Origin of the sequence: Microbispora sp. H13382 (assembly GCF_014161445.1) — a bacterium.
Classification (GTDB): domain Bacteria; phylum Actinomycetota; class Actinomycetes; order Streptosporangiales; family Streptosporangiaceae; genus Microbispora.
The window spans coordinates 416005-440803 of the sequence record NZ_JABBXA010000005.1; the positions used below are offsets into that span (position 1 = coordinate 416005).

Annotated in this window: 22 protein-coding genes and 1 tRNA gene; 19 read left to right on the forward strand and 4 right to left on the reverse strand. The window is 69.5% G+C overall.

Annotated features, from left to right (window positions below):
- Positions 1–63 precede the first annotated feature (63 nt).
- The 3 genes from HHX41_RS13775 to HHX41_RS13785 all read left to right on the forward strand — a co-directional run bounded on the left by HHX41_RS13775 (position 64) and on the right by HHX41_RS13785 (position 3068).
- Positions 64–570 carry a DUF1772 domain-containing protein gene (locus tag HHX41_RS13775; RefSeq protein WP_182906252.1) on the forward strand — a complete coding sequence of 169 codons (507 nt, stop codon included), beginning with the start codon at positions 64–66 and terminating at the stop codon, positions 568–570.
- Between the two features lie 183 nt (positions 571–753).
- Positions 754–1320 (forward strand): hypothetical protein, encoded by a 567-nt coding sequence (locus tag HHX41_RS13780; protein WP_259400916.1) that lies wholly within the window; start codon positions 754–756, stop codon positions 1318–1320.
- A gap of 359 nt (positions 1321–1679) precedes the next feature.
- Positions 1680–3068 (forward strand): glycoside hydrolase family 16 protein, encoded by a 1389-nt coding sequence (locus HHX41_RS13785; RefSeq protein ID WP_182906253.1) that lies wholly within the window; start codon positions 1680–1682, stop codon positions 3066–3068.
- Between the two features lie 52 nt (positions 3069–3120).
- Here the strand turns inward: HHX41_RS13785 and HHX41_RS13790 are convergent, their stop codons facing one another.
- Positions 3121–3699 carry a DUF5666 domain-containing protein gene (locus HHX41_RS13790; protein WP_182906254.1) on the reverse strand — a complete coding sequence of 193 codons (579 nt, stop codon included), beginning with the start codon at positions 3697–3699 and terminating at the stop codon, positions 3121–3123.
- A gap of 250 nt (positions 3700–3949) precedes the next feature.
- Positions 3950–4543 (reverse strand): TetR/AcrR family transcriptional regulator, encoded by a 594-nt coding sequence (locus tag HHX41_RS13795; RefSeq protein ID WP_182906255.1) that lies wholly within the window; start codon positions 4541–4543, stop codon positions 3950–3952.
- An 83-nt stretch (positions 4544–4626) separates the two neighbouring features.
- Between HHX41_RS13795 and HHX41_RS13800 the strand changes: the two genes are divergently transcribed.
- A complete protein-coding gene (locus HHX41_RS13800) occupies positions 4627–5334 on the forward strand; it encodes an alpha/beta fold hydrolase (RefSeq protein ID WP_182906256.1) in 708 nt (235 codons plus the stop codon).
- Here HHX41_RS13800 and HHX41_RS13805 read toward each other — a convergent pair whose 3' ends face one another.
- Both HHX41_RS13805 and HHX41_RS13810 read right to left on the reverse strand, forming a co-directional pair.
- Positions 5335–5955, reverse strand: coding sequence for a LysE family translocator (locus HHX41_RS13805; protein WP_182906257.1), 621 nt, complete (start codon positions 5953–5955; stop codon positions 5335–5337).
- Between the two features lie 73 nt (positions 5956–6028).
- Positions 6029–6397, reverse strand: a complete 369-nt coding sequence (locus tag HHX41_RS13810; protein ID WP_182906334.1) for a response regulator — start codon at positions 6395–6397, stop codon at positions 6029–6031.
- A gap of 148 nt (positions 6398–6545) precedes the next feature.
- On the opposite strand from HHX41_RS13810, the gene HHX41_RS13815 reads away from it, so the two are divergent.
- From HHX41_RS13815 to HHX41_RS13885, 15 genes are all read left to right on the forward strand, one after another.
- Positions 6546–6617, forward strand: a tRNA-Arg gene (locus tag HHX41_RS13815).
- Positions 6618–7040: 423 nt separating this feature from the next.
- Entirely contained in the window at positions 7041–8423 is a 1383-nt protein-coding gene (locus tag HHX41_RS13820) for a nitronate monooxygenase (RefSeq protein WP_182906258.1), read from the forward strand.
- Positions 8424–8838: 415 nt separating this feature from the next.
- A complete protein-coding gene (locus HHX41_RS13825; protein WP_182906341.1) occupies positions 8839–8997 on the forward strand; it encodes a hypothetical protein in 159 nt (52 codons plus the stop codon).
- A gap of 372 nt (positions 8998–9369) precedes the next feature.
- Positions 9370–9654, forward strand: a complete 285-nt coding sequence (locus HHX41_RS13830) for a hypothetical protein (protein WP_259400917.1) — start codon at positions 9370–9372, stop codon at positions 9652–9654.
- Between the two features lie 808 nt (positions 9655–10462).
- Positions 10463–12406, forward strand: a complete 1944-nt coding sequence (locus tag HHX41_RS13835; RefSeq protein ID WP_182906260.1) for an alpha-L-fucosidase — start codon at positions 10463–10465, stop codon at positions 12404–12406.
- A gap of 186 nt (positions 12407–12592) precedes the next feature.
- Positions 12593–14668, forward strand: coding sequence for a lectin (locus HHX41_RS13840; RefSeq protein ID WP_182906261.1), 2076 nt, complete (start codon positions 12593–12595; stop codon positions 14666–14668).
- A gap of 129 nt (positions 14669–14797) precedes the next feature.
- Positions 14798–17146 (forward strand): beta-L-arabinofuranosidase domain-containing protein, encoded by a 2349-nt coding sequence (locus HHX41_RS13845; RefSeq protein WP_182906262.1) that lies wholly within the window; start codon positions 14798–14800, stop codon positions 17144–17146.
- Between the two features lie 604 nt (positions 17147–17750).
- The gene (locus tag HHX41_RS13850) at positions 17751–18914 is read left to right on the forward strand and encodes a sensor histidine kinase (RefSeq protein WP_182906263.1); all 1164 of its coding nucleotides are present in this window, start codon (positions 17751–17753) and stop codon (positions 18912–18914) included.
- Complete coding sequence (locus tag HHX41_RS13855) at positions 18911–19576, forward strand: response regulator transcription factor (RefSeq protein WP_169983014.1); 666 nt, start codon at positions 18911–18913, stop codon at positions 19574–19576. The genes HHX41_RS13850 and HHX41_RS13855 overlap by 4 nt, the downstream gene beginning before the upstream one ends.
- A 96-nt stretch (positions 19577–19672) precedes the next feature.
- Positions 19673–21106, forward strand: coding sequence for an alpha/beta hydrolase (locus HHX41_RS13860; RefSeq protein ID WP_182906264.1), 1434 nt, complete (start codon positions 19673–19675; stop codon positions 21104–21106).
- Positions 21107–21158: 52 nt separating this feature from the next.
- Positions 21159–21983, forward strand: coding sequence for a DUF4386 family protein (locus tag HHX41_RS13865; protein ID WP_182906265.1), 825 nt, complete (start codon positions 21159–21161; stop codon positions 21981–21983).
- 84 nt (positions 21984–22067) lie between these two features.
- Entirely contained in the window at positions 22068–22973 is a 906-nt protein-coding gene (locus HHX41_RS13870) for a methyltransferase domain-containing protein (protein WP_182906266.1), read from the forward strand.
- A gap of 286 nt (positions 22974–23259) precedes the next feature.
- The gene (locus tag HHX41_RS13875; protein ID WP_310741979.1) at positions 23260–23658 is read left to right on the forward strand and encodes an RNA-binding S4 domain-containing protein; all 399 of its coding nucleotides are present in this window, start codon (positions 23260–23262) and stop codon (positions 23656–23658) included.
- A 503-nt stretch (positions 23659–24161) separates the two neighbouring features.
- Complete coding sequence (locus tag HHX41_RS13880; protein WP_182906267.1) at positions 24162–24320, forward strand: hypothetical protein; 159 nt, start codon at positions 24162–24164, stop codon at positions 24318–24320.
- Positions 24317–24769: a hypothetical protein gene (locus HHX41_RS13885; protein WP_182906268.1), complete on the forward strand. Its 453-nt coding sequence runs from the start codon at positions 24317–24319 to the stop codon at positions 24767–24769. The genes HHX41_RS13880 and HHX41_RS13885 overlap by 4 nt, the downstream gene beginning before the upstream one ends.
- Positions 24770–24799: the final 30 nt, after the last annotated feature.

Here is a 24799-nt window from a genome sequence, read left to right on the forward strand (position 1 = left end):
CGGATATGCGGCCGAGATCCTCGACGATGTCGCCCGGAGCGGTACGCCGGTTGGCTGATCACCATGATGTACCTCCTCGCCGCCGCCTCCGCCGCCCTGTCCCTGCTCATGACCGCCGGGATGGCGGGCACGTTCTTCGGGTTCTCGGTGGGCGTCATGCCGGGACTGAACGCGGTGCCGGCCTCCTCGGCGATCGACGCGATGAACGCGATCAACGTCAAGATCCAGAACCCGGTGTTCCTGGCGGCGTTCGTCCTCGCCCCGGTCGCCGCCGCCGGGGCGGGCGCCTTCCTGCTGGCCACCCCGCACTCCGGCGCGGCCTGGCCGTTCTTCGCCGCGGCCGCGGTCTACGCCGTCGGCGTGGTCCTGACGACGGCCGCGGTGAACGTGCCGATGAACGACGCCCTGGCCGCCGCGGTGGCCCACGGCGACCTGGCCGAGAGCGCCGCCCGGCTCTGGTCGGACTACTCGTCCCGGTGGACCACGTGGAACACCTGGCGGGCCGTGGCCGGCGGGGTGAGCCTGCTGCTGATGGGTTACGGCGCCTACCGCTGGGGCCGGGGCTCCTGACCTGGCCGCCGCTGTGGGCGCGATGCCCGCGGTTTGCTCGCACCTGGACCGAAAGTCCCACGATCACGGGACTTCGGGATGACCGTGGCGTGTCGTACGGCTCCTGCGGCAGGGCCGGTGATCGCGGTTTGCTTGAGGTGTCAAAGACAGAGCAAAGACGCGAAACGTTGAAAGGGGCCGGTCATGGCCACCATCGAGAGGCGTAACCAGAGGACCCACCTCGACGCCGCCACCACCGCGCCCCAGACAACCACCGCCCCCGCCACCGGCCCCGCCCGGTACGCCTGGGCCGCCGCCCGCATCGCCATCGGCTGGGTGTTCCTGTGGGCCTTCCTGGACAAGATGTTCGGCTTCGGCTTCGCCACCCCCGCCGCCAAGGCCTGGATCAACGGCGGCAGCCCCACCACCGGCTTCCTCAAGGGCACCGCCGACAACACCTTCGGCGGCCTGTTCAACACCCTCGCCGGACAACCCTGGGTCGACTGGCTGTTCATGACCGGCCTGGCCGGCATCGGCACCGCCCTCATCCTCGGCATCGGCATGCGCATCGCCGCCACCACCGGCACCCTGCTCCTGCTCCTGATGTGGGCCGCCGAACTCCCCCTGACCACCAACCCCTTCATGGACGAGCACATCGTCTACGCCATCGTCCTGATCGGCCTGACCCTGGCCGGCGCCGGCACCACCCTCGGACTCGGCAGGGTCTGGGCCGCCACCCCGCTGGTCCGCCGCCTCCCGATCCTCAAGTAACCCCCATCGACTCCGGCGCCCACCCCCAGCCCCCTGGGGGTGGGCACCGGCATGTCCGCTGTCCGCGACGGGAAACGGCGATCGGTCTCCGTAGGGGAGAGCGCTCTCGCTTGAAGTGGCTCACAAGTGATTTGGTTGAGAGAACGCTCTCTTGAATTTCACAGACCCTCTTGACGCCAGTGAGACCCAGAGGGGACAGTGGCGCTCAAGTGGTCCGCGGTCGCGGTGCGCGGGCTCTCACGACCCTCTCCGGACGCCGCCGTCCGGCCTTCCGGCAGACCTCTGCCGTCTCCGCTCCGTGAGGCCGCCCGCACCCCCCATCCCCCGCCGCGACGACCGGACCGAGGAGAGAGGTACTCATGCGTGTGCTCCACTCCCCATGGCGGCGCTCGATGCTGGCGTTGCTCGCCGCGGCCGCCGCGGTCATGGCCCTCGCCGTACGGCCCGCCGACGCGTCCGTCCCGGGGACGCCGTCCGGCTGGTCGCTCGTCTGGTCGGACGACTTCACCGGCGCGGCCGGCTCGCTCCCGTCGTCCACCAACTGGATCATCGACACTGGCCACTCGTACCCCGGAGGTCCCTCGAACTGGGGCACCGGCGAGATCCAGAACTACACGGCCAACCCGGCCAACGTCAGCCTGGACGGCTCCGGCAACCTGCGCATCACCCCGATCGGCAGCGGTCAGAACTGGACATCGGCCCGCATCGAGACCCGTCGTACGGACTTCAAGCCCGAGGCCGGGCGCATCCTGCGCATCGAGGGGCGCATCCAGATGCCGAACGTCACCGGCGACGCCGCCCTCGGCTACTGGCCTGCCTTCTGGGCGCTGGGCTCGCCGTACCGCGGCAACTACCAGAACTGGCCCGCCATCGGCGAGTTCGACATCATGGAGAACGTCAACGGCATCAACTCGGTCTGGGGCGTGCTGCACTGCGGCGTGAACCCCGGCGGGGCGTGCGGCGAGACCAACGGCATCGGCGCCAGCCGGGCCTGCCCGGGCTCGACCTGCCAGTCGGCCTTCCACACCTACCGGTTCGAGTGGGACCGCAGCGTCACCCCCAACCAGCTCCGCTGGTACGTGGACGGCCAGCAGTTCCACAGCATCAGCCAGAGCCAGCTCGACGCCACGACCTGGTCGAACATGACCTCCCACGCCGGATACTTCATCCTGCTCAACGTCGCCATGGGCGGCGGCTTCCCCAACGGCGTCGCCGGGTTCTCCACGCCGACCTCCGCCACCGTGTCCGGACGGCCGATGGTGGTCGACTACGTGGCCGTGTGGCAGAGCGGCGCCACCAGCAGCCCGCCGCCGAGCTCGCCCCCGCCGGGTGGCGTGGACGCCCGCTCGACCATCCAGGCGGAGGCGTACCAGGCGCAGAGCGGCACGCAGACGGAGACGACCCAGGACGCCGGCGGCGGCCAGAACGTCGGCTACATCTCCAACGGCGACTGGCTGCGCTATGACGGCGTCAACTTCGGCTCGACGGCGGCGCGGCAGTTCAAGGCCAGGGTCGCCTCCGGCGCGGCGGCCGGCGTGAGCGGCCTCGTACAGGTGCGGCTCGACAGCCCGACGGCCACTCCCATCGGCGACTTCGCCGTCGGCAACACCGGTGGCTGGCAGACCTGGACGACCATCCCGGCCAACATCGCGCCGACCACCGGCACCCACACCGTCTACCTCACCTTCAGCAGCGGCCAGCCGGCCGACTTCGTCAACCTCAACTGGTTCACCTTCGCCACATCGTGAGACCACGCGGGCGGGGGCCGCGGTGGTCCCCGCCCGTGGGCCACGAGTGACGTCATTCGGTGGGCGTAACGGTCTCCGGTGACGCCGTCTCGCTGGGTGTCGCGGGCGCGGTCGGGGTCTGCGGGGCCCCTGACGGGGGTGCCCCGCCTCCGCCGTGACCCGGCAGCGCCGGCCGGCTCGCGTCCGCGACGATGATCGCCCTCGGGTTGTTCCCCGTCGTGCCCACGACCCAGACCTGGTCGCCCTGCCGGATCCCCTGCAGGCCCTTGTAGTCGGCGACGATCCTGGTCGACTCGTCGACCGTGTAGGTGCGGCCGTTCACCGTGAGGCTGCTGCCCTGCAGCGAGTCCACCGCGCCCGTCTGGCTCGTGAAGGTCTGGTAGTCGCCGGACGGGCTGGGCTGCGCCTGGGCCCCGGCCGGTCCGAGCTGGAGCAGGGCGAGCTCGGTCATGCCGAACTGCTCCGGACCCGGCCGCATCTGGCCCGCCTGGGCGTACCGCAGCTGGTCCTGACCGGGAGCGCCGGCCGCGGCGAGGCCGGCGCCGGTGGCGAGGGTGAGCGCCGCGGCGACTCCGAGGAGGAGCCGGGGCCGCTTGCCGTGAGGTTTCGGCGGCTTGCTGGAAGTGGTCATCGGTGTGCTCCCTCCACTCCCGCGCTGGGGCACGGCATGACGCGGTGCGGCCTGACGTGGCCGGCGCGGCTGGGATGTGCGCGAACGACGTGAGCGGACGTGACCGCGGCGGGTCATGGAACGTCCGCGGCAAAAGGATGGGCCGGGCGTACGCGGCCGCGCGTGGAGCGCGCGGCGCCGGCGAACCCGTCGTGGGGCCGTCACGGGCGCTCCCGCCCGGGCCGCCCGATCGATTCGCCCGATCCGCCGGTCAGCCGCCGGTCCGCGCCGGTCGGCCTGCCTTCGGATCCCCTGGCCGCCCTACCCCATCGAGTACGGCGCTCACCGCCCGCGCGGTAAAGCCATCGTCCAGAGGCAATTGCCGGAATACCACCCGCAGCCAGACCGCGCCGGCGAGCAAATCCATGATCGTCATCGGGTCGGCGTGGTCGTCGATCTCGCCGCGTTCCCGGGCCCGTTCGAAGATCGGGCGCTCCCGGGCGAACCGGTCGGCGAAGAAGCCCTTGGCCGCCGCAGCCAGTTCGGGGTTGTTGGCGGCGGCCCCGAGCGCCGCGACGGCGACGTCCGCCGCGGGGGGAGTGGTGACTAGCCGCGCAAGGTCGTCCAGTAGCGCGTGGAGGTCGCCACGGAGGCTGCCGGTGTCGGGCACGTGGAAGTCGAGCGCCCGCGCCTCCACCAGCGCCGTGCCGAGCAGGGCGGCCTTGGACGGCCACCACCGGTAGATCGTCGTCTTGTTGACCCCCGACCGTTCGGCCACGCCCTCGATGGTCAGCCCTTCGTACCCCTTCTCCGCCAGCAGCAGCAGCGTGGCGTTCAGGATGTCGTCCTTCTTGCGCGGGGCCATGCCGGGAGCCTACTGCAACGGGCCGTTGTGTTTTAATGGCCAAGTGCAACGCAACGGTGCGTTGTTTCAGGAAGGTGTGTGTCATGAGCCTGCCGGTGGTCTTCGTCCACGGCACCCGCGTGAGCGGCACGATGTGGACCCCGGTCCGGGCGCTGCTGCGGGCCCCGTCCGCGGCGCCCGACCTGCCCGGCCACGGCCGCCGACGCGGCCGGCCGTACGACACGGAGGCGGCCTGCGACGTCGTGGCGGAGGCGATCGCCGACCTGGGCGGCCGGGCGCTCGTCGTGGGGCTGTCCCTCGGCGGCTACGTGGGCATCGCCGCCGCCGCACGGCATCCCGGCCTCGTCGCGGGCCTGGTGGCGATGGGGTGCACGGTGCGTCCTGACCGGCCCATCGCACGCGCTTACCGGTTCGTGGGGTGCCTGGCCTCCCGCAACCCGGAGCGGGCCGACCGGGTGAGCCGGGTCGCGCTGCGCCGGATGCTGCCGGGCGCCGTCGGCGAGGCCATGATCGAGGGCGGACTGAGCAGTGAGGTCGTGGCGCCCGTCCTCGCGGCGGTCACGGCGGGGGACCCCCTCGCCTCCCTGGCGGCCTACACCGGGCGGGTCTGGCTGGTGAACGGCGCCCGCGACCCGTTCCGGGCCGACGAGCAGGCGTTCCTGCGGGCCTGCGCCAACGGCAGTCTCACGCACGTGCCGGGCCGGGGTCATCTGACCGTGCTCGCCGATCCCGCCTGGCTCGCCCGCTTCGTCGACGCCGCCGCCGAGGCGGTCTCCGGCTGCCCGGCCTGATCACCCCCGCGCCGTACGCCCGGCTCCGCCGAGTGCGGCGACGAGGGCGAGCGCCAGGTAGACCAGCCCCGAGGCGTACCTGAGCGTGCTCGCGCGCAGCCGCCTGCCGAGTGACCCGGCGGTGAGCGCGTACGCGAGGTCGGAGGCCAGCCCGATGACGGCGATCACCAGTCCGAGAAGGAGGACCTGCCCCGGCACGTCGCCCGAGGGATCCACGAACTGGGGCAGGAACGCCAGGAAGAACAGCACGGTCTTGGGATTCAGCACGTTGACCATGACGCCTTCGAGGAAGACCCGGCGCAGCGGCTGCGGCCTCGGCTCGTCGCCGTCCGAGCCCCGGCGGGTCAGGGCGCGGACGCCGAGATAGACCAGGTAGGCGACGCCGGCCCACTTCACCGCGGTGAACAGCGCCGCGGAGCGCGCGAGCAGATAGGACAGCCCGGCCGCCGCGGCGGCGATGTGGACCAGCGTGCCCGTCTCCACACCCAGGGCCGAGGCGACCCCGGCGCGGCGGCCCTGGGTGACACCCCGGGCGGCGATGTAGAGATGGTTGGGCCCCGGCACGGCCACCAGAGCCGCCGAGGTCGCCGCGAAAACCAGGAACGTCGAGGTATCGATCACGATTGCCGAGGCTAGAAGCGTTCCGTCCCGCGTTCCCGGGCCAATCGGCTGCCGTGTGCGTGGACCAATCCGCTCAGAGCGAGCCGGGTCCCTTGGCGAGGTCCCGTACGATCTGGATCAGCTCGGCCGGGTCGAACGGCTTGGTGAGATAGGCGTCGACACCGATGTCGTATCCCCGCCTGCGGTCGTCCTCCTGGGCCCGGGCCGTGATGAGCATGACCTTGACGTGCCGGGTACTCGGGTCCTCCCGCAACCGCCTGGCCGTCTCCCAGCCGTCCAGACGCGGCATCATCACGTCGAGCGTGATCACATCGGGATCCACGTCGTGGACGCGGTCCAAGCAGTCCTGACCGTCGTAGGCGGTCTCGACCTCGAACCCCTCCAGGGTCAGGTTGACCGCTATGAGCTGCCGGATGACCTCGTCGTCATCCACGACCAGCACGCGTCCCAGAAGCTCGCTCACGGCGGCAAAGCTAGCAATGAGACGGGGTGGGCGCGCGGTTTTCGCTGATCTACGGGCGCACACTCCCGGGCGGCCGTATTGATGTGACGAACGGCCTTCAAGTGCTGGTAGCCTTATCAGCGGTTGAGCCCCCTTAGCTCAGGGGATAGAGCACCGGCCTCCGGAGCCGGGTGCGCAGGTTCGAATCCTGCAGGGGGCACACATAGTGCGTTAAAGCGGGACAAGCCATGCTTGTCCCGCTTTTCGCTGTTCGGGCGGTCACATGCTGCGTGCCTCACTGCTGAACGCCCATCAGGCATGGGAGCTCGTGTCACTGGTCATCGGCCTCGGTGCGCTGCCGACACAGGCACCACGCTGGTCGTCACCTGTGCCGCGCTGGCCTCGGAAAGGTAGACAGGAGGACCACCGTCTCCCCGGCGGGGACCTTTGTCACTACAGCCCCCTCTCGGGGCGTGGTGGACTCCTGATCGGCCCTGCCTGTCCTGAATGCCGGCGGGCCGCAGAAGAGGACCTGTGATTCGGGGGGTGCGGGTTGTTCGACGCCGATCGCTGTACGGAAGGCTTCCCGGTAGCGCGGACCGGGCCCTCAGGGGTAGCGCCGCCCGTCCTGATACAGGGCGGGATGGGAGTGGGGGTGTCCGGCTGGCGGCTGGCACGCGCGGTGGCGAGCACCGGTCAGCTCGGTGTGGTGTCGGGCACGGCGCTCGACGTCACGCTGGCCCGTCGGCTGCAGCAGGGGGATCCGGGAGGGCATCTGCGTCGGGCGCTGGCCCGTTTCCCGGTGCCCGAGATCGCCGAGCGGGTCCTGACCCGCTACTTCGTTCCCGGCGAGGCCGGCAGCGGCAGGCCGTACCGGCCGGTGCCGCGTCTGGGGCTGCGGCACAACCAGGCCGCGGACGAGTTGGCCGTGGTCGCCAACTTCGCCGAGGTCCTGCTCGCAAAGGAGGGGCACCACGGCCTGATCGGGGTCAACTACCTGGAGAAGATCCAGATGGCCACACCGGCCGCGGTCTACGGGGCGATGCTCGCCGGGGTCGACTACGTGCTTATGGGCGCGGGTATACCGGCTGAGATCCCGCGGCTGCTCGACGATCTCGCGGCGCACCGGGCGGCGGCAATCTCGGTGACCGTGGCCGGCGGCGAGACGCCGTACACGGTCGGCCTCGACCCGGCGGCGCTGCTCGGCCGGTTGCTTGCGCCTCTGGCACGGCCCCGGCTGCTGGCGATCGTCTCCTCGCACGTCCTGGCCGCCTACCTTGCGCGCTCGGTCGGCACCAGGCCGGACGGGTTCGTGATCGAGTCGCCGTCGGCGGGCGGGCACAGCGCGCCGCCGCGCGGCCGGTTGCGGCTGGACGGGGCGGGTGAACCTGTGTACGGCCCGCGCGACGAGGTGGACACCGGCAAGGTGGCGGCGCTCGGCCTGCCGTTCTGGCTCGCAGGCGGGTACGGCACGCCCGACGGGCTCGCCAGAGCGCTGGAGATGGGGGCCGCCGGGATCCAGGTGGGGTCGGCATTCGCGCTCTGCCGGGAGTCCGGCCTGGACGACGAGCTCAGGCGGCGACTGCTGCGCGGCGCCGCTGACGGCACACTTGAGGTCCGCAACGATCCGCACGCCTCCCCTGCGGGGTTCCCCTTCAAGGTCGCCCAGGTCCCCGGCACGCTGTCCGACGCCGGCGTCTACGCGCAGCGGACCCGGTTGTGCGACCTGGGCTACCTGCGCACGCCCTATCAGAAGCCGGACGGCGGGGTCGGCTACCGCTGCCCGGCTGAACCGGTGGAGGCCTACGTCCGCAAGGGCGGTCGCGTGGATGAGGCCACCGAGCGCCGGTGCCTGTGCAACGGGCTGCTCGCCGCGATCGGGCTCGGGCAGCGCCGCCCCGACGGGTATTTGGAGCCCCCGCTGCTCACCCTCGGCCAGGACACCGGCTTCCTCGACGGACTGCCGGCCGACTACTCAGCAGCCGAGGTGGTGGACGGCATCCTGCAGGGGACGAGTGCACGGTGACCGGGGCACGGGCTGCGTCGGCGCCGCCCTCGTGTCACCCGACGGCGATCGCCACGAGCGGCCCGACGTCTCGACGCGGCCACGGTGCTTCGACTCGGCAGCCGTGGTCTCGGCGGTCTACCACCTCGTGGCGCTCGGACATCGCCGCATCGCCCGTGTCGCAGGGCTGTCCAACCCTGGAGCACACCCGTGCGCGCATCGCGGCCTACCGCCAGGCCGTGCTCGGTCACGGACTTGGTGAACCACAGGTCATCGAGACCGACTACACCTGTCGAGCACCGCCTGACCGCCGCTTGACCAACCGGGCCTTGAACCCGTCCGCTCCGCTGTTCCGCATCGGAGGGGCGGTCACGACTACGTCGCGGGCAGGGCGGCGGCAAGGAGCACGACGCCGAGTGAGCCGACGAGTGCGGCGGTGGCGAGTGCCCGCGCGGCGGCCGGCCGCCCGATCCGCGTCCGGTTCATCTGGTCGGGGATCACGCCCGACTCGTGCCACTGGGAGCAGGCATTCTCCTACGACGGCGGCCAGACCTGGGAGACCAACTGGACCATGGACTCCACCCGTGTCGGGTGATGCCGTAAGGAAACCTCAGGCCCGAGCGCTCGACGTATGCGTCCGGACCGGCGAGACCATGGCCGGAACGGAAACGCCTGGGGATCGCGGTCGTCGCCGCCGTGCCGCACACGACGGGGGTGATGGATGCCGTCAGCTGCGGAAACTGACACGGGCTTCGACGGTCAGGCTTCGTCCGGATATAACCGCTGGCGGAGTCGGCGCAGATCTGGTTGGTGCCACGCAGGGGGCACATATAGTGCGTCAAAGCGGGACAAGCCATGCTTATCCCGCTTTGAATGTTTTGACCTCGATCGGGTTGTTCAGCCTAACGGTTGGCGCACGTGATCACCCTGCTGGCGCCGGTGGTTGCGCTTGGCGCGTGAGGCGCGGTTGGACGCGCTGGTCGAGCAGGCCACCGTGGACGCTTATGACGACGAGCGGCTCTCCGGGTTCCACGCCGTGATCGAGGAAAATCTGGCGGTGCCGTTCCGGACGACTGTCCTGGGTGTGGAGGTCACCGTCGAGGAGGTCGAGTTGCGCGCGGGGAGCGGGATCGTCGCGATCTGCGTGCGAGGACGGCACCGGCGGGCGATCGGCATCCTCGATCTTCCGCTGCCGGATCCGCCGCCCGAGGGTTCCGAGTGGTTCGAGGCTTACCGGTACGGGTGCCCCTGACGGTGAGCGAGTACCAGTACTACGAGTTCCTCGCGGTCTGGGACGCCCACCGGCTGATCACGAATACGTGAGGGGGATGGTCGGGCCTGGGCCACACGGAGGGACAGGGCGGAGGTCGAGCCGCTCCGGACAAGCCTCCTCGGACGCTGAGCGCGGGATGTGCGGGTGGCAGGTGAAGGGGCGCCCACCATGAGGCCTGGACGATGTCGCCGGGAGCGGGTCATCGGCCAGGGAAGTGCCACGTACGCGCGAGCCGGCCGGCGAGCCTCGCGGAGCGCGCAGGAACGCAAAGGGCTTCGGCAGGAGGGTGTCAGGGCGGGTTCGCCGGCGGCCCGAAGTCGAACCAATAGGACTCCCGCCGGCGGACGGTGCGTCACGTTCTCGACCGGCCCGACTCAGGCGATCAGCGAACCGATTCGCTATAACGGCGGGTCGCTCTGACATGCCGTAGCAAGTCGTGGTCACCCCATAGACATAGGATGTGTATCGAGTAGACGTACAGGCTGCCCGTCGTCTCCTGCGGGCCATCGGAACTCTGACAGGCCCGAGTCCTGGATTGGGCACATATCACTGACGCAGCTGAGGGTGCGCTGGGGAAGCCTGATGGCCGCCGTCCGTACAAGCTACGCTCGAAACTTTCATACCCAACCAACGAGACACACTCACTGCAGAGGCAGGATGTAGTGCACGTTCATCCTATGTATATCGGACAACGGCGACACGCACCTTGACAGGAAGAAGCGCGACCGTAGCATCAAGTGCCCCGGTGGTCGAATCGATACGACCACCTCCATGACCAGGAGACAGCATGCCCCCCGTGAAGCTGTCCGGGCTACGCCGGCGAACCGCTCTCGCCGGTACCGCTCTGCTCGCCGGAGCCCTGCTCACCGCTCCGTCTCTGAGCGGCACGGCCACGGCCGCCCCCTCCACGTACGAGCCGACCTGGGCCTCGGTGGACCAGCACCCGGCCGCCCCGGAGTGGTTCCAGGACGCCAAGTTCGGCATCTACTGGCACTGGGGGGCCTTCGCCACGCCTGAGTACGGCACCGAGTGGTACCCGCGCACCATGTACATCAACGGCTCGAACGAGAACAACCACCACAAGAGCGTCTATGGCGACCCCTCGGTGTGGCCGTACCACAACTTCATCGACGGCGCGCGGGACAAGGCGGGCAACTGGGTGCAGTTCGCGCCCAAGCTCAAGTCCGCCGGCGGCAACTTCGACCCGAACGAGTTCGCGCAACTGGTCTCCGACTCCGGCGCGAAGTTCGCCGGTCCCGTGGCCGAGCACCACGACGGCTTCTCCATGTGGAACAGCCAGGTGAACGAGTGGAACTCGGTCGCCCGCGGGCCCAAGCTCGACCTGGTCGGCCTGTTCGCCGACGCGATCCGCGCCAAGAACCTGAAGTTCATGGTCTCGCTGCACCACCTGTACAACTTCACCGGCTACTACGACCACGTGCCCGCCCAGCCGACCACCACGCTGAAGAAGCTGTACGGGCAGCTCCCCAACGCCCAGGAGCAGCAGCTCTGGTACGACAAGCTGAAGGAGGTCGTCGACAAGTACCGGCCGGACATGATCTGGCAGGACGGCGGCCTCTACCTCGTCGACGAGGCCAAGCGGCTCAACTTCCTGTCGTACTACTACAACCAGGCCAACTCATGGGGTAAGGAGGTCGTCGCGGCGTACAAGGACGGCTTCAACACCAACGGCGAGGTGTACGACTACGAGCGCGGCGGCCCCGCCGACATCCGCTCCCCCTACTGGCTGACCGACGACTCCGTCAGCAACCCCTCGTGGTCCTACACCCCGACACTCACGTACTACAGCTCGGCCGCGCTGGTCCACGCGCTGATCGACCGGGTGAGCAAGAACGGCAACATGCTGCTCAACATCTCGCCCAGGGCCGACGGTTCGATCCCACAGGTCCAGAAGGACCTGTTGAACGCCATCGGCGGCTACGTGAAGCGCAACGGCGAGTCGATCTACTCCACCCGTGCCTGGACCACCTACGGCGAGGGCCCGACCAAGATGGGCGGGGGCAGCTTCGTCGAGCCGCGGGCCGGCACGGCGCAGGACATCCGCTACACCCGCAGCAAGGACAACACCGTCCTGTACGCGACCGTGCTCGGCTGGCCGGGCTCGACCCTCAACCTCGCCTCCCTGGCCACCGGGAAGATGGACCTGTCCAACCTGAGCAAGGCCGAGCTGATCGGCAGCACCGCAGGCACCTACATCGATCTGCCCACCCGCACCCAGGACTCCTCCGGCCTGCACATCACCCTGCCCAACCAGCCGTACTCCGCACTGGCCTACGTGGTGAAGCTCACCTTCAACGGTCCGATGAAGAACTCTCCCAGCACGACGACCGGCGCCTTGCGCGACGTCAACTCCGGCAGGTGCCTGGACGTCGCCAACGTCTCCCAGACCAACGGCGCCCAGACGCAGATCTGGGACTGCAACGGTGGCGTCAACCAGCAGTGGGCGACCACCGGCGCGAGCGAGCTGCGGGTGTACGGCAACAAGTGCCTGGACGTCAACGGCGGCGGCACGGCCGACGGCACCAGCGTGATCATCTGGGACTGCAACGGCCAGAACAACCAGAAGTGGCGCCTCAACTCCAACGGCACCATCACCGCCGTCGGTGCCAACAAGTGCCTGGACGTCTCGGCCTTTGGCACCGCCAACGGCACCAAGGTCCAGATCTGGTCCTGCACCGGCGCGAACAACCAGAAGTGGACCCGAAGCTGACTCTCCGCCGGGCGAGCGCCAAGGGTCACCCATGTCGATGAGCGTCCGGGGAGATCGAACCTTCGCGGCAGCGACGAGAGTGACGGCCCGGGAGTGGCGCTCCTGCCGGACCTGATCGATCTCACGCGGCCCACCTCGCGACCTCTTCGACCAGTCGGCACCCCTACAACCCAGGAAGGACTGCCGATGCACCCTCCCAACGAGCTCGGATCCGCGCCGAGGATGCGCGCCCTCGCCAAGAGAACGGTGACCACGCTGTCCGTGCTGGGCTTGGTCGTGCCCACCCTGGCCACGACCGACGCCGCCTTCGCGGCGACCGCGGTCCAGGTCGCTCCGGTGGCGCTGTCGGACTCGCCCGCCACGATCATCACCAAGGCCGCGGACGTCGTGCCGGCGCCGCGGCAGCTGGCCTGGCAGCGGCTGGAGCAGTACAACTTCATCCACTTCGGCATCAACACCTTCACCGGCAGGGAGTGGGGCACCGGCACCGAGGACCCGAACGCGTTCCAGCCCACCGGCCTCAACACCGACCAGTGGGCGGCCGCGATAAAGGCCGCCGGGTTCAAGGGGGCGATCCTCACCGCCAAGCACCACGACGGGTTCCTGCTGTTCCCGTCCAAGTACAGCAACTTCGGCGTCGCGTCCTCCTCCTGGTCCGGCGGGCGAGGCGACGTCGTGAAGAGCTTCACCGACTCCATGCACAAGTACGGGTTGAAGGCCGGCCTGTACGTCTCGCCGGCCGACCTGCACGAGAACCAGCCCGGCGGGAAGTTCGCCAACGGCAGCCCGTCCAGGCAGGTGACGATCCCGACCGATTCCTCCGAGATCGTCAACGGGGTGACGTTCACCTTCAACTCCGACGACTACAACACCTACTTCGAGAACACGCTCTACGAGCTGTTCACCCGCTACGGCGCCATCGACGAGTTGTGGTTGGACGGCGCCAACCCGACCGGCCGCAACCAGCCCTACAACTTCAAGGACTGGACCACCATGGCCCGCAGGCTGCAGCCCAACGCGGTCATGGAGGGCGACGGCGGGCCGGACGTGCGCTGGGTCGGCAACGAGAACGGCTACGCGCGCCAGTCGGAGTGGTCGGTCGTGCCGACCAACGGCGATCCCGCCACCGCCGCCGACACCGCGCTGCCGGTGCCGGGGTTCAACACCGCCGCCGATGTGGGCAGCGACGCGGTGCTGTCCCAGCGCAAGTCGGACGGGACCAGCTCGTGGAACGTGCTGCGGTGGTCTCCCGCGGAGTGCAACGGGACGCTGTCGGCGCGCCACAACTGGTTCTGGCAGACCGGCGAGACCTGGCGGAGCCCGACCGAACTCCTGGAGATTTACTACGGGTCGGTGGGACGCAACTGCAACTTCCTGCTGAACATCTCTCCCAACCGGCAGGGCCTGCTGGACCAATCGGCGATCGACACCCTGTCGCAGTTCGGCACTACGCTGTCGCAGACGTTCGCTACCAACCTGGCGAACGGCGCCACCGCCGCCAACGACAGCGGGACCTCCACCAGCACGGGTCACGCCCCGAGCCTCGCGCAGGACGGCAACCTGGACAGCTCCTGGCAGCCGACCGGCACGATCGGCGGGCTCGTGCTGACCCTGCCGTCGGCGCAGACCTTCGACGTCATCTCGGTGCAGGAGGACCTGAACATCGGTCAGCGCACCAGGTCGTTCGCGCTCGACTCATGGAACGGCAGCTCCTGGACCCAGATCGCGACCGACACCACGATCGGGCACAAGAAGCTGATCCGCCTGTCCTCTCCCGTCACCACCAGCCAGGTGAGGCTGCGGATCACCGGCGCCCGGGCCAATCCCGCCATCGCCGAGGTCGGCCTGTATCGCCGCCCCGGTGGCAGTACGTCGCCGGCGAGCCCGCTCAAGGGTGTGGGCTCGGGCCGGTGCCTGGACGTCAACGGCGCTTCCCAGACGAACGGGACCCAGGTGCAGATCTGGGACTGCAACGGCGGCTCCAACCAGCAGTGGACCTCCACCAGCGCCGGTGAGCTGCGCGTCTACGGCAACAAGTGCCTGGACGTCTACGGCGCCGGCACCGCCGACGGCACCAGCGTGATCATCTGGGACTGCAACGGCCAGAACAACCAGAAGTGGCGCGTCAACGCCGACGGGACCATCACCGCGGTCGGCGCGAACAAGTGCCTGGACGTCTCGGGCGCCGGCACCGCCAATGGCACCAAGGTCCAGATCTGGACCTGCAATGGCCAGAACAACCAGAAGTGGACCCGGACCTGAGTCCACTCGAGGCCGGCCTGCTGTTGCGGCGTCTGGAAAAAGACTCGAGATCGCGCTGACCGGCTTCTTCGACGCCGTCGACCCCGGCGCCACGTCAGAGACGTTAACGCTAATCATTCAGGAGGTCCTGTGTCGCCCTCGTCACTCAGCCGTCGTCAGCTGCTTCAGGCCGTCGGCGTCGTCGGCGTCGCCTCTGCCACGGGACAAGCGCGCGACGTCACCGCGGCCTCGGCCGCCGAGGCCGCCGACGTCACCGCGGCCCCGGCGGCCGGGGCCGCGGTCGCTCCGGCCAGGGCCGACATCGGCGTGTCCGCGTATCCGTTCGGTCTCGGGCAGGTACGGCTGACCGGCGGTCGCTGGCTTGACAATCAGAACCGGACGCTCGCGTACCTGCGCTTCATCGACGCGGACCGGATGCTGCACACCTTCCGCCTCAACGCCGGGCTTTCCAGCTCGGCTCAGCCTGCCGGGGGCTGGGAGGCCCCGGGCGTCGAGCTACGCGGGCACTCGACCGGCCATCTGCTGTCCGCGCTGGCACAGGCGTACGCGGTCACCGGCGACTCGGCGTTCAAGACCAAGGGCGACTACCTGGTCAGCGCGCTGGCGGCCTGCCAGGCGGCTGCCCCGAGCCGCGGTTACCGCACCGGCTACCTGTCTGCGTTCCCCGAGAACTTCTTCGACCGGCTGGAGAGTGGCCAGCAAGTCTGGGCTCCGTGGTACACCCTTCACAAGATCATGGCCGGCCTGCTCGACCAGTACGTGCTCGCGGGCAACGCCCAGGCCCTCAGCGTGGTCACGAACATGGCCGGCTGGGTCGACTGGCGCACCGGCCGGCTGAGCTACGCACAGATGCAGTCCGTGCTGAACACGGAGTTCGGGGGCATGAACGCCGTGCTCACCGACCTGTACCAGCAGACCGGAGACGCGCGGTGGCTGACGGCGGCACAACGTTTCGACCACGCCGCGGTCGTCGACCCGCTGGCGGCCGGCCAGGACCGGCTCGACGGTCTGCACGCCAACACCCAGATCCCCAAGTGGATCGGCGCCGCACGGGAGTTCAAGGCCACCGGCACCACCCGCTACCGCGACATCGCCGTCAACGCCTGGAACTCCACGGTCAGCGCGCACACCTACGTCATCGGCGGCAACAGCCAGGCCGAGCACTTCCGGGCGCCCGGCGCGATCGCGGGCTACCTGACCAACGACACCTGCGAAAGCTGCAACACCTACAACATGCTCAAGCTCACCCGGGAGCTGTTCACGCTCTATCCGGACCGGGCCGACCTGTTCGACTACTACGAGCGGGCCCTGCTCAACCAGATGATCGGCCAGCAGAACCCGTCCGACCCGCATGGCCACATCTGCTACTTCACCCCGCTCAACCCGGGAGGCCGCCGCGGCGTCTCCTCCAACAACGGCGGTTACAGCACCGACTACGGCACGTTCTGGTGCTGTCAGGGCACGGGCCTGGAGACGCAGACGAAGCTCATGGACTCCGTCTACTTCTACAACGGCACCACCCTGATCGTGAACCTGTTCACGCCGTCGGTCCTCGACTGGACCCAGCGCGGCATCACGGTCACCCAGACGACGTCCTACCCTGCGGGCGACACCACCACGTTGCAGGTCACCGGCAACGTCAGCGGGTCGTGGTCGATTCGGATCCGCATCCCCGGCTGGACCACCGCTGCCACGATCAGCGTCAACGGCGCCCAGCAGAGCGTGGACACCACCCCCGGCACGTACGCCACCCTGACCCGATCCTGGACCAGCGGCGACACGGTCACGGTCCGCCTGCCCATGCGGGTCGTCATGAAAGCCGCCAACGACAACCCGAACATACAGGCGATCACGTATGGACCGGTCGTCATGGCCGGCGACTACGGCACCACAACGCTCAGTGCACCACCGGCCCTGACCACCGCCTCGATCACCCGCACCAGCGGTGGCGCTCTCACCTTCACCGCCACCGCCAACGGGTCCGCAGTCAACCTGATCCCGTTCTCGGACGCCCACGGCATCAACTACAACGTCTATTGGAACACCGCCGGTGGCACCGTCCCAACCGGCTGGGTGCGGATCGCCAACGTCACGACCGGCCTGGTGCTGGACAGCGGCGGGAACGTCGCCTCGGGGTCGAATCTGAAGCAGTGGAACTGGGACGGCAGCACGAACCTGCAGTGGCAACTCCTTGACCTGGGCGGCGGGTGGTACCGCATCGTCAACCGCACCAACGGCATGGTCGCCGACAGCTGGGGAAACACCGCCAACGGCGCCAACGTCAGGCAGGCGGCGTGGAACGGCGGCAACAACCAGCAGTGGCGGCTGAACAGCCTCGGCAACGGCCGCTACCAGATCATCAACCGCGGCACCGGCACCGCCCTCGACGGCATGGGCAACGGCACCGCCGGTTCCACCGTGGCCATGTGGACGCCGAACAACAGCACCAACAACCAATGGACCATCACAGGCATGTGACGGTCTCGAGCCCGCGAAAGCCCATTTCGCACTCGCGCCTCGCCGCGGCTGGCCATCGGTCGCGGCGAGACCCGGTCGTCGTCGCCGTGCCGCTCACGACGGGTGATGCATGCAATCAGCTACGGAAACTGACGCGAGCTTCGACGGTCAGTCCCCGTCCGGATACGACCGCTGGTGGAGCTGGCGCAGATCTGGTTGGTGCCACGCAGGGGGCACCAGACCTTGACCAGCGGATCAAGCCGCTGACCAGGGCGAACGACAGATCATCGGGCGGGTCTCCAGTTTCACGGAGTCCCGCCCGTTCTCGTTGGCGCTCGCTGGTTGTGGACCAGTTGTGGACCGGCTTTCACGGGGTCAACGCGGCCTCGATGCGGAGGTTGTTCTGCTCCTGGCGGCCGTCGAGGCACTTGGCGTAGCGCTTCAGGAGCATGCGACAGCCGTTCTCGATCTCGGCTTCGTCCGCGCATGACTACCTGCACGGACGGGGAGCAAGGCTTCCGCAGCCGGCGCCTCATCGTTTGCCTGTGATTCGGCAGGGGCGCAGCTCGGCGAGACGTTGTCCGGGAGGTAGAGAGCTACGGTGTCCTGTGCGTACGGTTGGCGCATGTTTGAGCTGCGGCCCGCTGTACGGCGCTGGATGGTCGACGCTGCCGTGGCGGTCGTGGTGCTGGCAGCGGCGGAGATCGCCATCGCTACCGGTAGAGAGGCGCACTCCGTTTCCCGTGACTGGTTGGCGTACGTGCTCGGGGTCGTGATGGCCGCGCCGTTGCTGCTGCGGCGGCGGAGTCCCGCGGCCGCGCTGTACATCGTCTCGGCGGTGCTGTTGCTGTTCTACGCGCTGGGTTATCCGGGCTTCCCACCATCAGTGGTGCTGGCTGTGCCGCTGTACGATGCGGTGCTGGCGGGTTACCTGTGGCGGGCGCTGCCGGTGCCGGTCGCGTTTCTGTCCATGGGCTACGTTGTGGCGGTGCGGGACGGCATGCCGCCGCTCGACGCGGTCGCGGTGTTCCTGCCATCGATGGCCTTGGTCGTGGTCGCGATGCTGCTGGGCGCGCTCGTGCGCAGCCGGCGTGCGTACGCCGGGGAGGTGCGCCAACGGCTTCGTCTGGCCGAGGAGCAGCGCCGGCGTGAGGCCGAGCGCCAGGTGGCCGAGGAGCGGCTGCGCATCGCCAGGGAGTTGCACGACACGGTGGCGCATGCGATAGCCACCATCACAGTGCAGTCCGGCGCCGCGCTGCACCTGATCGACCAGGATCCGGCGCGGGCGCGGGATGCGCTCAAGGCCATCCGGCAGACCGGCAAGGCGGCGCTGGGCGAGATGCGCACGACGCTGGGCGTGCTGCGGGCCGACGGCGAGTCCGTCCTGGTGACCGATCGCGACGTCGGCCTCGACCGGTTGCCGGATCTTCTGGCCGCAGTGCGGGCGGCGGGTCTGGAAGTGGGGTTCGACGGCGACATGTCCAGCCGGCGGTTGCCCGAACCGGTCGATCGCGCGGCGTACCGGATCTTGCAGGAGTCGCTGACCAACGTGCTGCGCCACGCCGGATCAGCGGCGCGTGCGCAGGTCCGTCTGGCTTGGGAGCCGGAGTGGATCGCGATCGAGGTGACCGACGACGGTGTGAGCGCCGAAGCGGAAGCGTCGGGGGGCGGGCATGGTCTGGCGGGGATGCGAGAGCGAGCTGAAGGGCTGGGCGGGTGGTTCGAGGCGGGGCCGCTGCGCGGGCGCGGTTTCCGGGTGCGGGTACGGCTACCGCTGGAGGCGGAGTGATCCGGGTGCTGCTGGCCGACGACCAGGCCCTGGTACGGGCCGGCTTTCGATCGTTGCTCGACAGTGCGGCCGATATAGAGGTGGTGGGCGAGGCCGCCAACGGTGGGCAGGCGATCGCCTTGGTACGCGAACTGCGGCCTGACGTCGTGCTGATGGACATCCAGATGCCGGAAGTGGACGGGGTGACGGCGACCCGGAGGATCACCGATGACCCCGGGCTCTGTGGGGTACGCGTGGTCGTGCTCACCACGTTCGCGGAGGAGGCGAATGTCTTCGCCGCGCTTCGTTCCGGCGCGAGCGGATTCCTGGTGAAAGACATCGAGCCTGATGAACTGCTGCATGCGGTGCGGATCGTGGCGCGCGGCGACGCGCTGTTGTCGCCCAGTGTCACGCGGACGGTGATCGCCCGGTCCCTCGGCGTCGCCCCGGAGGCCAGGCCACGGCTGGAGCCACCGGAACTGGTCCTGCTGACCGGTCGGGAGCGCGAGGTGGTAAGGCTGGTGGCGGCCGGGCTGTCCAACGATGAGATTGCGGCGCAGTTGGTGGTCAGCCCGTTGACCGCGAAGACGCATGTGTCACGAGCCATGATCAAGGTGGGCGCGAGGGACCGGGCCCAGCTCGTGGTGTTCGCTTACCAGACGGGGCTGGTCACGCCCGGTTGATACTCCCGCTGGAGTACGCCGACGCAGTACCCGGGGCTGGAAGGTGTCTGCCTACGGCGGACGCGCCACCCCCTCGCGGTGGCGATCATTGCGGGCATGTCTGATGCCGCACTGGGCACCGGGGCGTTCTCCGGCCCGATAGGGAACGCGGAACCCGCCACGGCGAAGAGAGGGCCGCTGTTGATCACCGCCTTGTCGGCGGCGTCGGGTGGCACCGCGATCTATCTGGCTCCGCTCGCCGCGGTGTGGCGTATGTCCTGGCCGTACGGGCTACTGTTCCTCGCCCTCGGAGCGGCGCAACTGGGCACCGGTGCCGGTGTGCTGGCGCGGCCGGTGCCGCGGCGGTTGCTGTTCGCCGCTACGGCCGCGCTGGTCGTGGTCACCTTGTGGGCGCTGACCCGGCTTGCCGGGATCCTTCCCGGACCGGATCCGTGGATGCCGGGGAACTCCGTGATCGGGTTCACCGACTACGTCTGCGCCGGGCTGGAGGGCATCGCGGTGGCCGGTCTGGCCGGGGCGGCGGTGCTCGGGCTGCGCCCGCAGCGGCGCCTGCGGAGGGCGACGGCCACGGCGGCGGTCGCGCCGCTGACGCTGGTCGTGCTGCTGGGCAGCTTCGTGGGAGTCGCCGCGGCCAGCGACGGACTGGCCGGCGCAGGGTCTCCCGCCGACGCGGTGGAGCCATCGAACCTGCCCGCCGGACAGCGCAGCACAGTGGAGTACTGCCGCCCTGACGGCATGCCCCTGGCCATGGATCTCTACATGCCCTCCACCGCCGCGCGGACCGGTGGGCCGATGCCTGCGGTGGTGTACATCCACGGTGGCGGCACCATCCTCGGTGACCGCAAGACCACTGGGCTCGGCGCGAAACTGGCCAACCATGAGGGCGCCCTGTTCACCCCGCTGCGACGCCAACTGAACGCCCGCGGATTCGTGGTGGCCTCGATCGACTATCGAATGCCCCCGGGCGCGCCCTGGCCGGCGTCGATTCAGGACGCCAAATGTGCCGTGCGTTTCCTGCGCGCCCATACCGCCGCCCTGGGCATCGACGCCGACCGGATCGGAGCCTGGGGCGGTAGCGGGGGAGGACAACTCGCGTCGCTGCTCGGCCTCGCGGGGCCGGGAGCAGGATTCGACGACGGTCAGTACCTCGACCAGTCCAGCACCGTGCAGGCCGTGGTGGACATGTTCGGCCCCGCCGACCTCAACGACTTCGACGACGCCCCGCCGTTCATCCGCTTGTGCCTGGCGATCGGCGTCGGGGACTCTGCCGAGACCCGCCGCGCCATGAGCCCCAACACCTACGTCACCGCCAACAGCCCGCCGTTCCTTGTGCTCCACGGCGACCGCGACGAGGACGTCTTTCCCCGCCACTCCTTCGGCTTCGCCAAGCGCCTGCGCGCCGCCGGCGTGCCCACCACCCTGATCGAGGTCCACGGCACCGGGCACACCCTGGACACCCCCGGCCAACGACCGTCCCCTCAGCAACTCACCGACACGGTGACCGCCTTCTTGGTCAACACCCTGGGCTGAGCGGCCCGATTTCACCTACATCGACCACGCACACTCACACGGGAGACCCATCATGACGCTGCCCAACGCGACCGGCATCGCAGCCGGTCAGCAATGGGATTCCGCCCATAACATGAAGATCGGCGGTCTATGCACCGTCCTCGGCGCCGTCGTCTTCGCCACGGCCCGCCTCTTGCACGGCGACACTCCCGCGGCCGACGCCGAAGCCGCACTGGATTTCGTCGCGTCACGACCCACCTACGCCGCAGTGCACCTGGTCGCCGTCTTCGCCTCGATGATCGCGATGGCGGGACTGATCTCGCTGATCAAGTCGCTCACCCACCCTACGGCCCGGATGCTGGGCCGAGTGGGGCTGGCGAGTTCCGCCGTCGGACTCGCGGTGTTCAGCGTCGAAAGCACCAGCGAGGGCCTGGCCCTACCCGAGCTGGCCGAGGCGGCCGCGAAGGCCGCTCCCGGCGGGCGGGCCGAACTGGTGCGTGCCGCGCACGCGGTGGCGATGACGACCCACGGTCCCTCCCTGGTCGCGATGGCGCTGCTGTACGGCGTGCCACTGATGCTGTTCGGAGTCGCGATGACTCTGGACAACTACCCTTCCTGGCTCGGCTGGGCCGGGACAGTCGTCGGCACCGTGACACTGCTCGCCGCGACGGGCCTGTTCCTGTCGCCTCCCCTGTTCCCCGGCGCGTTGTTGTACGGCGTCCTCGGCTCCATGATCGTGCAGCTGTGGTTGCTTGCTGTGGGGGTGACAATGCTGCGCCGTGCGGCGGCCTATGCCCGCCTCGGCGAAGAGCCCTCCGCCCGCATCACCGCCGAAGCCGACCCCATCCAGCGCGATATGTACCCTTCCGGCGCGTCGCGGTGCAGAACCGTGCCGTAGGACGTGCGGGGTTCGCCGGCTGTGTGAGATATCCCTCTCCCCGTCGTCGTGGCACTGGTGGTCCGGGAAGGTGACCATGTAGTGATGACCTCCTCGCCCCGCCCGCCGCACGTCGGTGGCCGACCGGATCCGATAGACGGGACCACCCCGCTCGGCGGAGAGCCCGCCCGTGGGTACCTGCTGGACAACGCGCGCGCCGAGGCGGGCGAGCGATTCGTGTGGCTGGCCGAGCTGTTCGACGGTGTGACGCGGGGGCACTTCGATCGGCTGGGGGTCAGGGCCGGCTCGCGCTGCTGGGAGGTGGGGGCCGGTGGCCGCAGTATCCCGGAGGCGCTCGCGGCGGCCGTCGGTCCGACCGGGTATGTGCTGGCCACGGACATCGACCCGTCGTGGCTGGAGGCAGGCGGCGGGTACGAGGTGCGCCGGCACGACGTCGCCGCTGATCCGCCCCCGGAGCCGGGGACGTTCGATCTGGTGCACGCCCGGCTCGTGCTGGTCCATGTACCCGACCGGGCTCGGGCGCTGGCCACGATGGCGGCGGCGCTGCGGCCCGGCGGCTGGCTGCTGGTCGAGGACGCCGATACCGCTCTGCAGCCACTGGCATGCCTGGACGACAGCGGCCCGGCGCAGCGGCGGGCCAACCGGCTGCGCGACGCGGTCCGGGAGCTGCTGAGGCGCCGTGGCGCGGACCTGCGCTACGGCCGGACACTGCCGCGGGCATTGCGTGAGGCCGGCTTGGTAGATGTCGCCGCAGCGGGCTCTTTCCCGGTCGGCGGCCTGGCCTGCGACCGGCTGGAGGCGGCGACCATCCGGCACGTGCGCGGCGAGCTGCTCGCGGCCGGCCTGGCCGACGACGCCGAGGTCGACGCGCACTTGGCCGCCATCCACGCGGGCGAACTCGACCTGACACTCGCGCCGCTGATCTCGGCCTGGGGACGCCGTCCAGCCGAGCACCCGCCGGCACTCGGTCAACAGACGCACACCGCATAAGCACACCGCATAAGGCAGGTGCCAGGCGGCCCTTCGCCCGAGCGGCCCGGCTGGCCGTCTTCGCCTGGATCTCCCGCTACAACACCCGAAGGAGGCACTCGAGTCCGGGCTACCCCAGCCTCATCGACTACGGGCAGCAGCCCGATAAGGTGCTTATCGCCGCATAACAGCCGGTGTCGACACATCGGGGGAAACTCCGTCGGCACGCCGCTCGCCCTTGGCCAGGTGGGCTTCCATTCCGGCAGCGCGCCGCTCTCAGCACAGTGTCGGAGGGTCGGGTGAGCAGGTGAGTGCACGGGTGGACGTCTGGATCTGGTCAGTACGGCTGACCAGGACTCGTTCGATCGCGTCCGACGCCTGCCGGGGCGGTCACGTCCGGGTCAACGGGGTGCGGGTCAAGCCCGCGCACGTCGTCCGGGTCGGTGACGAGGTCCGTCTGCGGCACGAGGGGCGCGAACGCATTGTGGTCGTCTCCCGCGTCATCACCAAGCGGGTCGGCGCCCCCGTGGCCGCCGAGTGCTACGTCGACAAGAGCCCTCCCCCTCCTCCGCGCGAGGAGGCCGTGACGGTGGCCGTTCGGGCTCGTGGCGCGGGACGTCCCACCAAACGCGAGCGCCGCAGCATCGACAAGCTGCTCGGGCGCACAGCGGTGGAGGGGCGGGACCGCCGGGCACGCCCGGAGTGAATCGGCATGCCGCATCGAACCGGATGCGGGATTCTTGCGTGATCGGCGACAACTTCACCGCCGACACAGGCGGTGGACAGCGCTCCGCGCCTCCGTCTGATCTGGATCGACCGAGGTGCGAGGTGCCCAGCAAGAAGGCATGCCGGGGCTGGCCGATCGGTCGCGGCGGCCCCGTACCGGCCCGACCCGCCTGCCAGCTGAGATCTCACCGGCATCGACGACCACTCCCGGTTCGTGGTGATCGCCGCTGTGGTGGCCGTCGCCTCCGGCCGGGCGGTCTGCACAGCGTTCACCGCAGCGTGTGGGTGTCGCCGTCGCGGTTGCCGGTCGGTTGGGCCATTTCTTCATCGTCTGCTGGAACAGACACTCACCTCCAGCTCTTTGGCGAGCCGGCGGGCCGTCAGGCGCCCCTGCGACTGGAACAGCACAAGGATGGACAGCAGCCGGGACGCGCGCACTCCACTGACGATAGGTGTCAGTGGATGGGCCGTACTGTCCCGGGCATGGCGTTCATCCAGAAGATCACGCAGCCGTTCGCCCCGATCGCGGTCGACGACTGGTATCTCGACTACCCGCCCGGGCGGGTAGTCGAGCCGAGGGGCGAATCCCCGGACCGGGGCGACTATCTGGCCGGCATCCGGTCGGAAGGGGCGGGGCTGTGAACGACTTCGACTTCCTCGTCGGCAGGTGGGACGTGGCCAACCGGAGGCTGCTGAAGCGGGGCGTCGGCAGCGAGGAGTGGGAGGAGTTTCCTGGCCGCTGTGTCGCGTACGGCTTCTTCGACGGCGCGGGCAGCTTCGACACGCTCACGCTGCCCACGAAGGACTTCGACGGCGCGACGGTCCGGACGTACGACGCCGAGCGGGACGAGTGGTCCATCTACTGGGTCAACAGCAGGCGCGGCCTGGATCCGGTCCCGGTCGTCGGCCGCTTCGTCGACGGGGTCGGCACCTTCTATGCCGACGACACCGACGACGGCCGCCCGATCCGCGTCCGGTTCATCTGGTCGGGCATCACGTCCGACTCGTGCCACTGGGAGCAGGCATTCTCCTACGATGGCGGTCAGACCTGGGAGACCAACTGGACCATGGACTCCACCCGCGTCGGGTGATGCCGTAAGGAATCTTGGGCCCGGACCGGC

What these genes read in the sequence shown, in the direction of transcription:
- HHX41_RS13775 (WP_182906252.1), top strand. Translation starts at nt 64, where the DNA reads ATGATGTACCTCCTCGCCGCCGCCTCCGCCGCCCTGTCCCTGCTCATG.
- HHX41_RS13780 (WP_259400916.1), top strand. Translation starts at nt 754, where the DNA reads ATGGCCACCATCGAGAGGCGTAACCAGAGGACCCACCTCGACGCCGCC.
- HHX41_RS13785 (WP_182906253.1), top strand. Translation starts at nt 1,680, where the DNA reads ATGCGTGTGCTCCACTCCCCATGGCGGCGCTCGATGCTGGCGTTGCTC.
- HHX41_RS13790 (WP_182906254.1), bottom strand. Translation starts at nt 3,699, where the DNA reads ATGACCACTTCCAGCAAGCCGCCGAAACCTCACGGCAAGCGGCCCCGG.
- HHX41_RS13795 (WP_182906255.1), bottom strand. Translation starts at nt 4,543, where the DNA reads ATGGCCCCGCGCAAGAAGGACGACATCCTGAACGCCACGCTGCTGCTG.
- HHX41_RS13800 (WP_182906256.1), top strand. Translation starts at nt 4,627, where the DNA reads ATGAGCCTGCCGGTGGTCTTCGTCCACGGCACCCGCGTGAGCGGCACG.
- HHX41_RS13820 (WP_182906258.1), top strand. Translation starts at nt 7,041, where the DNA reads ATGGGAGTGGGGGTGTCCGGCTGGCGGCTGGCACGCGCGGTGGCGAGC.
- HHX41_RS13835 (WP_182906260.1), top strand. Translation starts at nt 10,463, where the DNA reads ATGCCCCCCGTGAAGCTGTCCGGGCTACGCCGGCGAACCGCTCTCGCC.
- HHX41_RS13840 (WP_182906261.1), top strand. Translation starts at nt 12,593, where the DNA reads ATGCACCCTCCCAACGAGCTCGGATCCGCGCCGAGGATGCGCGCCCTC.
- HHX41_RS13850 (WP_182906263.1), top strand. Translation starts at nt 17,751, where the DNA reads ATGTTTGAGCTGCGGCCCGCTGTACGGCGCTGGATGGTCGACGCTGCC.
- HHX41_RS13860 (WP_182906264.1), top strand. Translation starts at nt 19,673, where the DNA reads ATGTCTGATGCCGCACTGGGCACCGGGGCGTTCTCCGGCCCGATAGGG.
- HHX41_RS13865 (WP_182906265.1), top strand. Translation starts at nt 21,159, where the DNA reads ATGACGCTGCCCAACGCGACCGGCATCGCAGCCGGTCAGCAATGGGAT.
- HHX41_RS13870 (WP_182906266.1), top strand. Translation starts at nt 22,068, where the DNA reads ATGACCTCCTCGCCCCGCCCGCCGCACGTCGGTGGCCGACCGGATCCG.
- HHX41_RS13880 (WP_182906267.1), top strand. Translation starts at nt 24,162, where the DNA reads ATGGCGTTCATCCAGAAGATCACGCAGCCGTTCGCCCCGATCGCGGTC.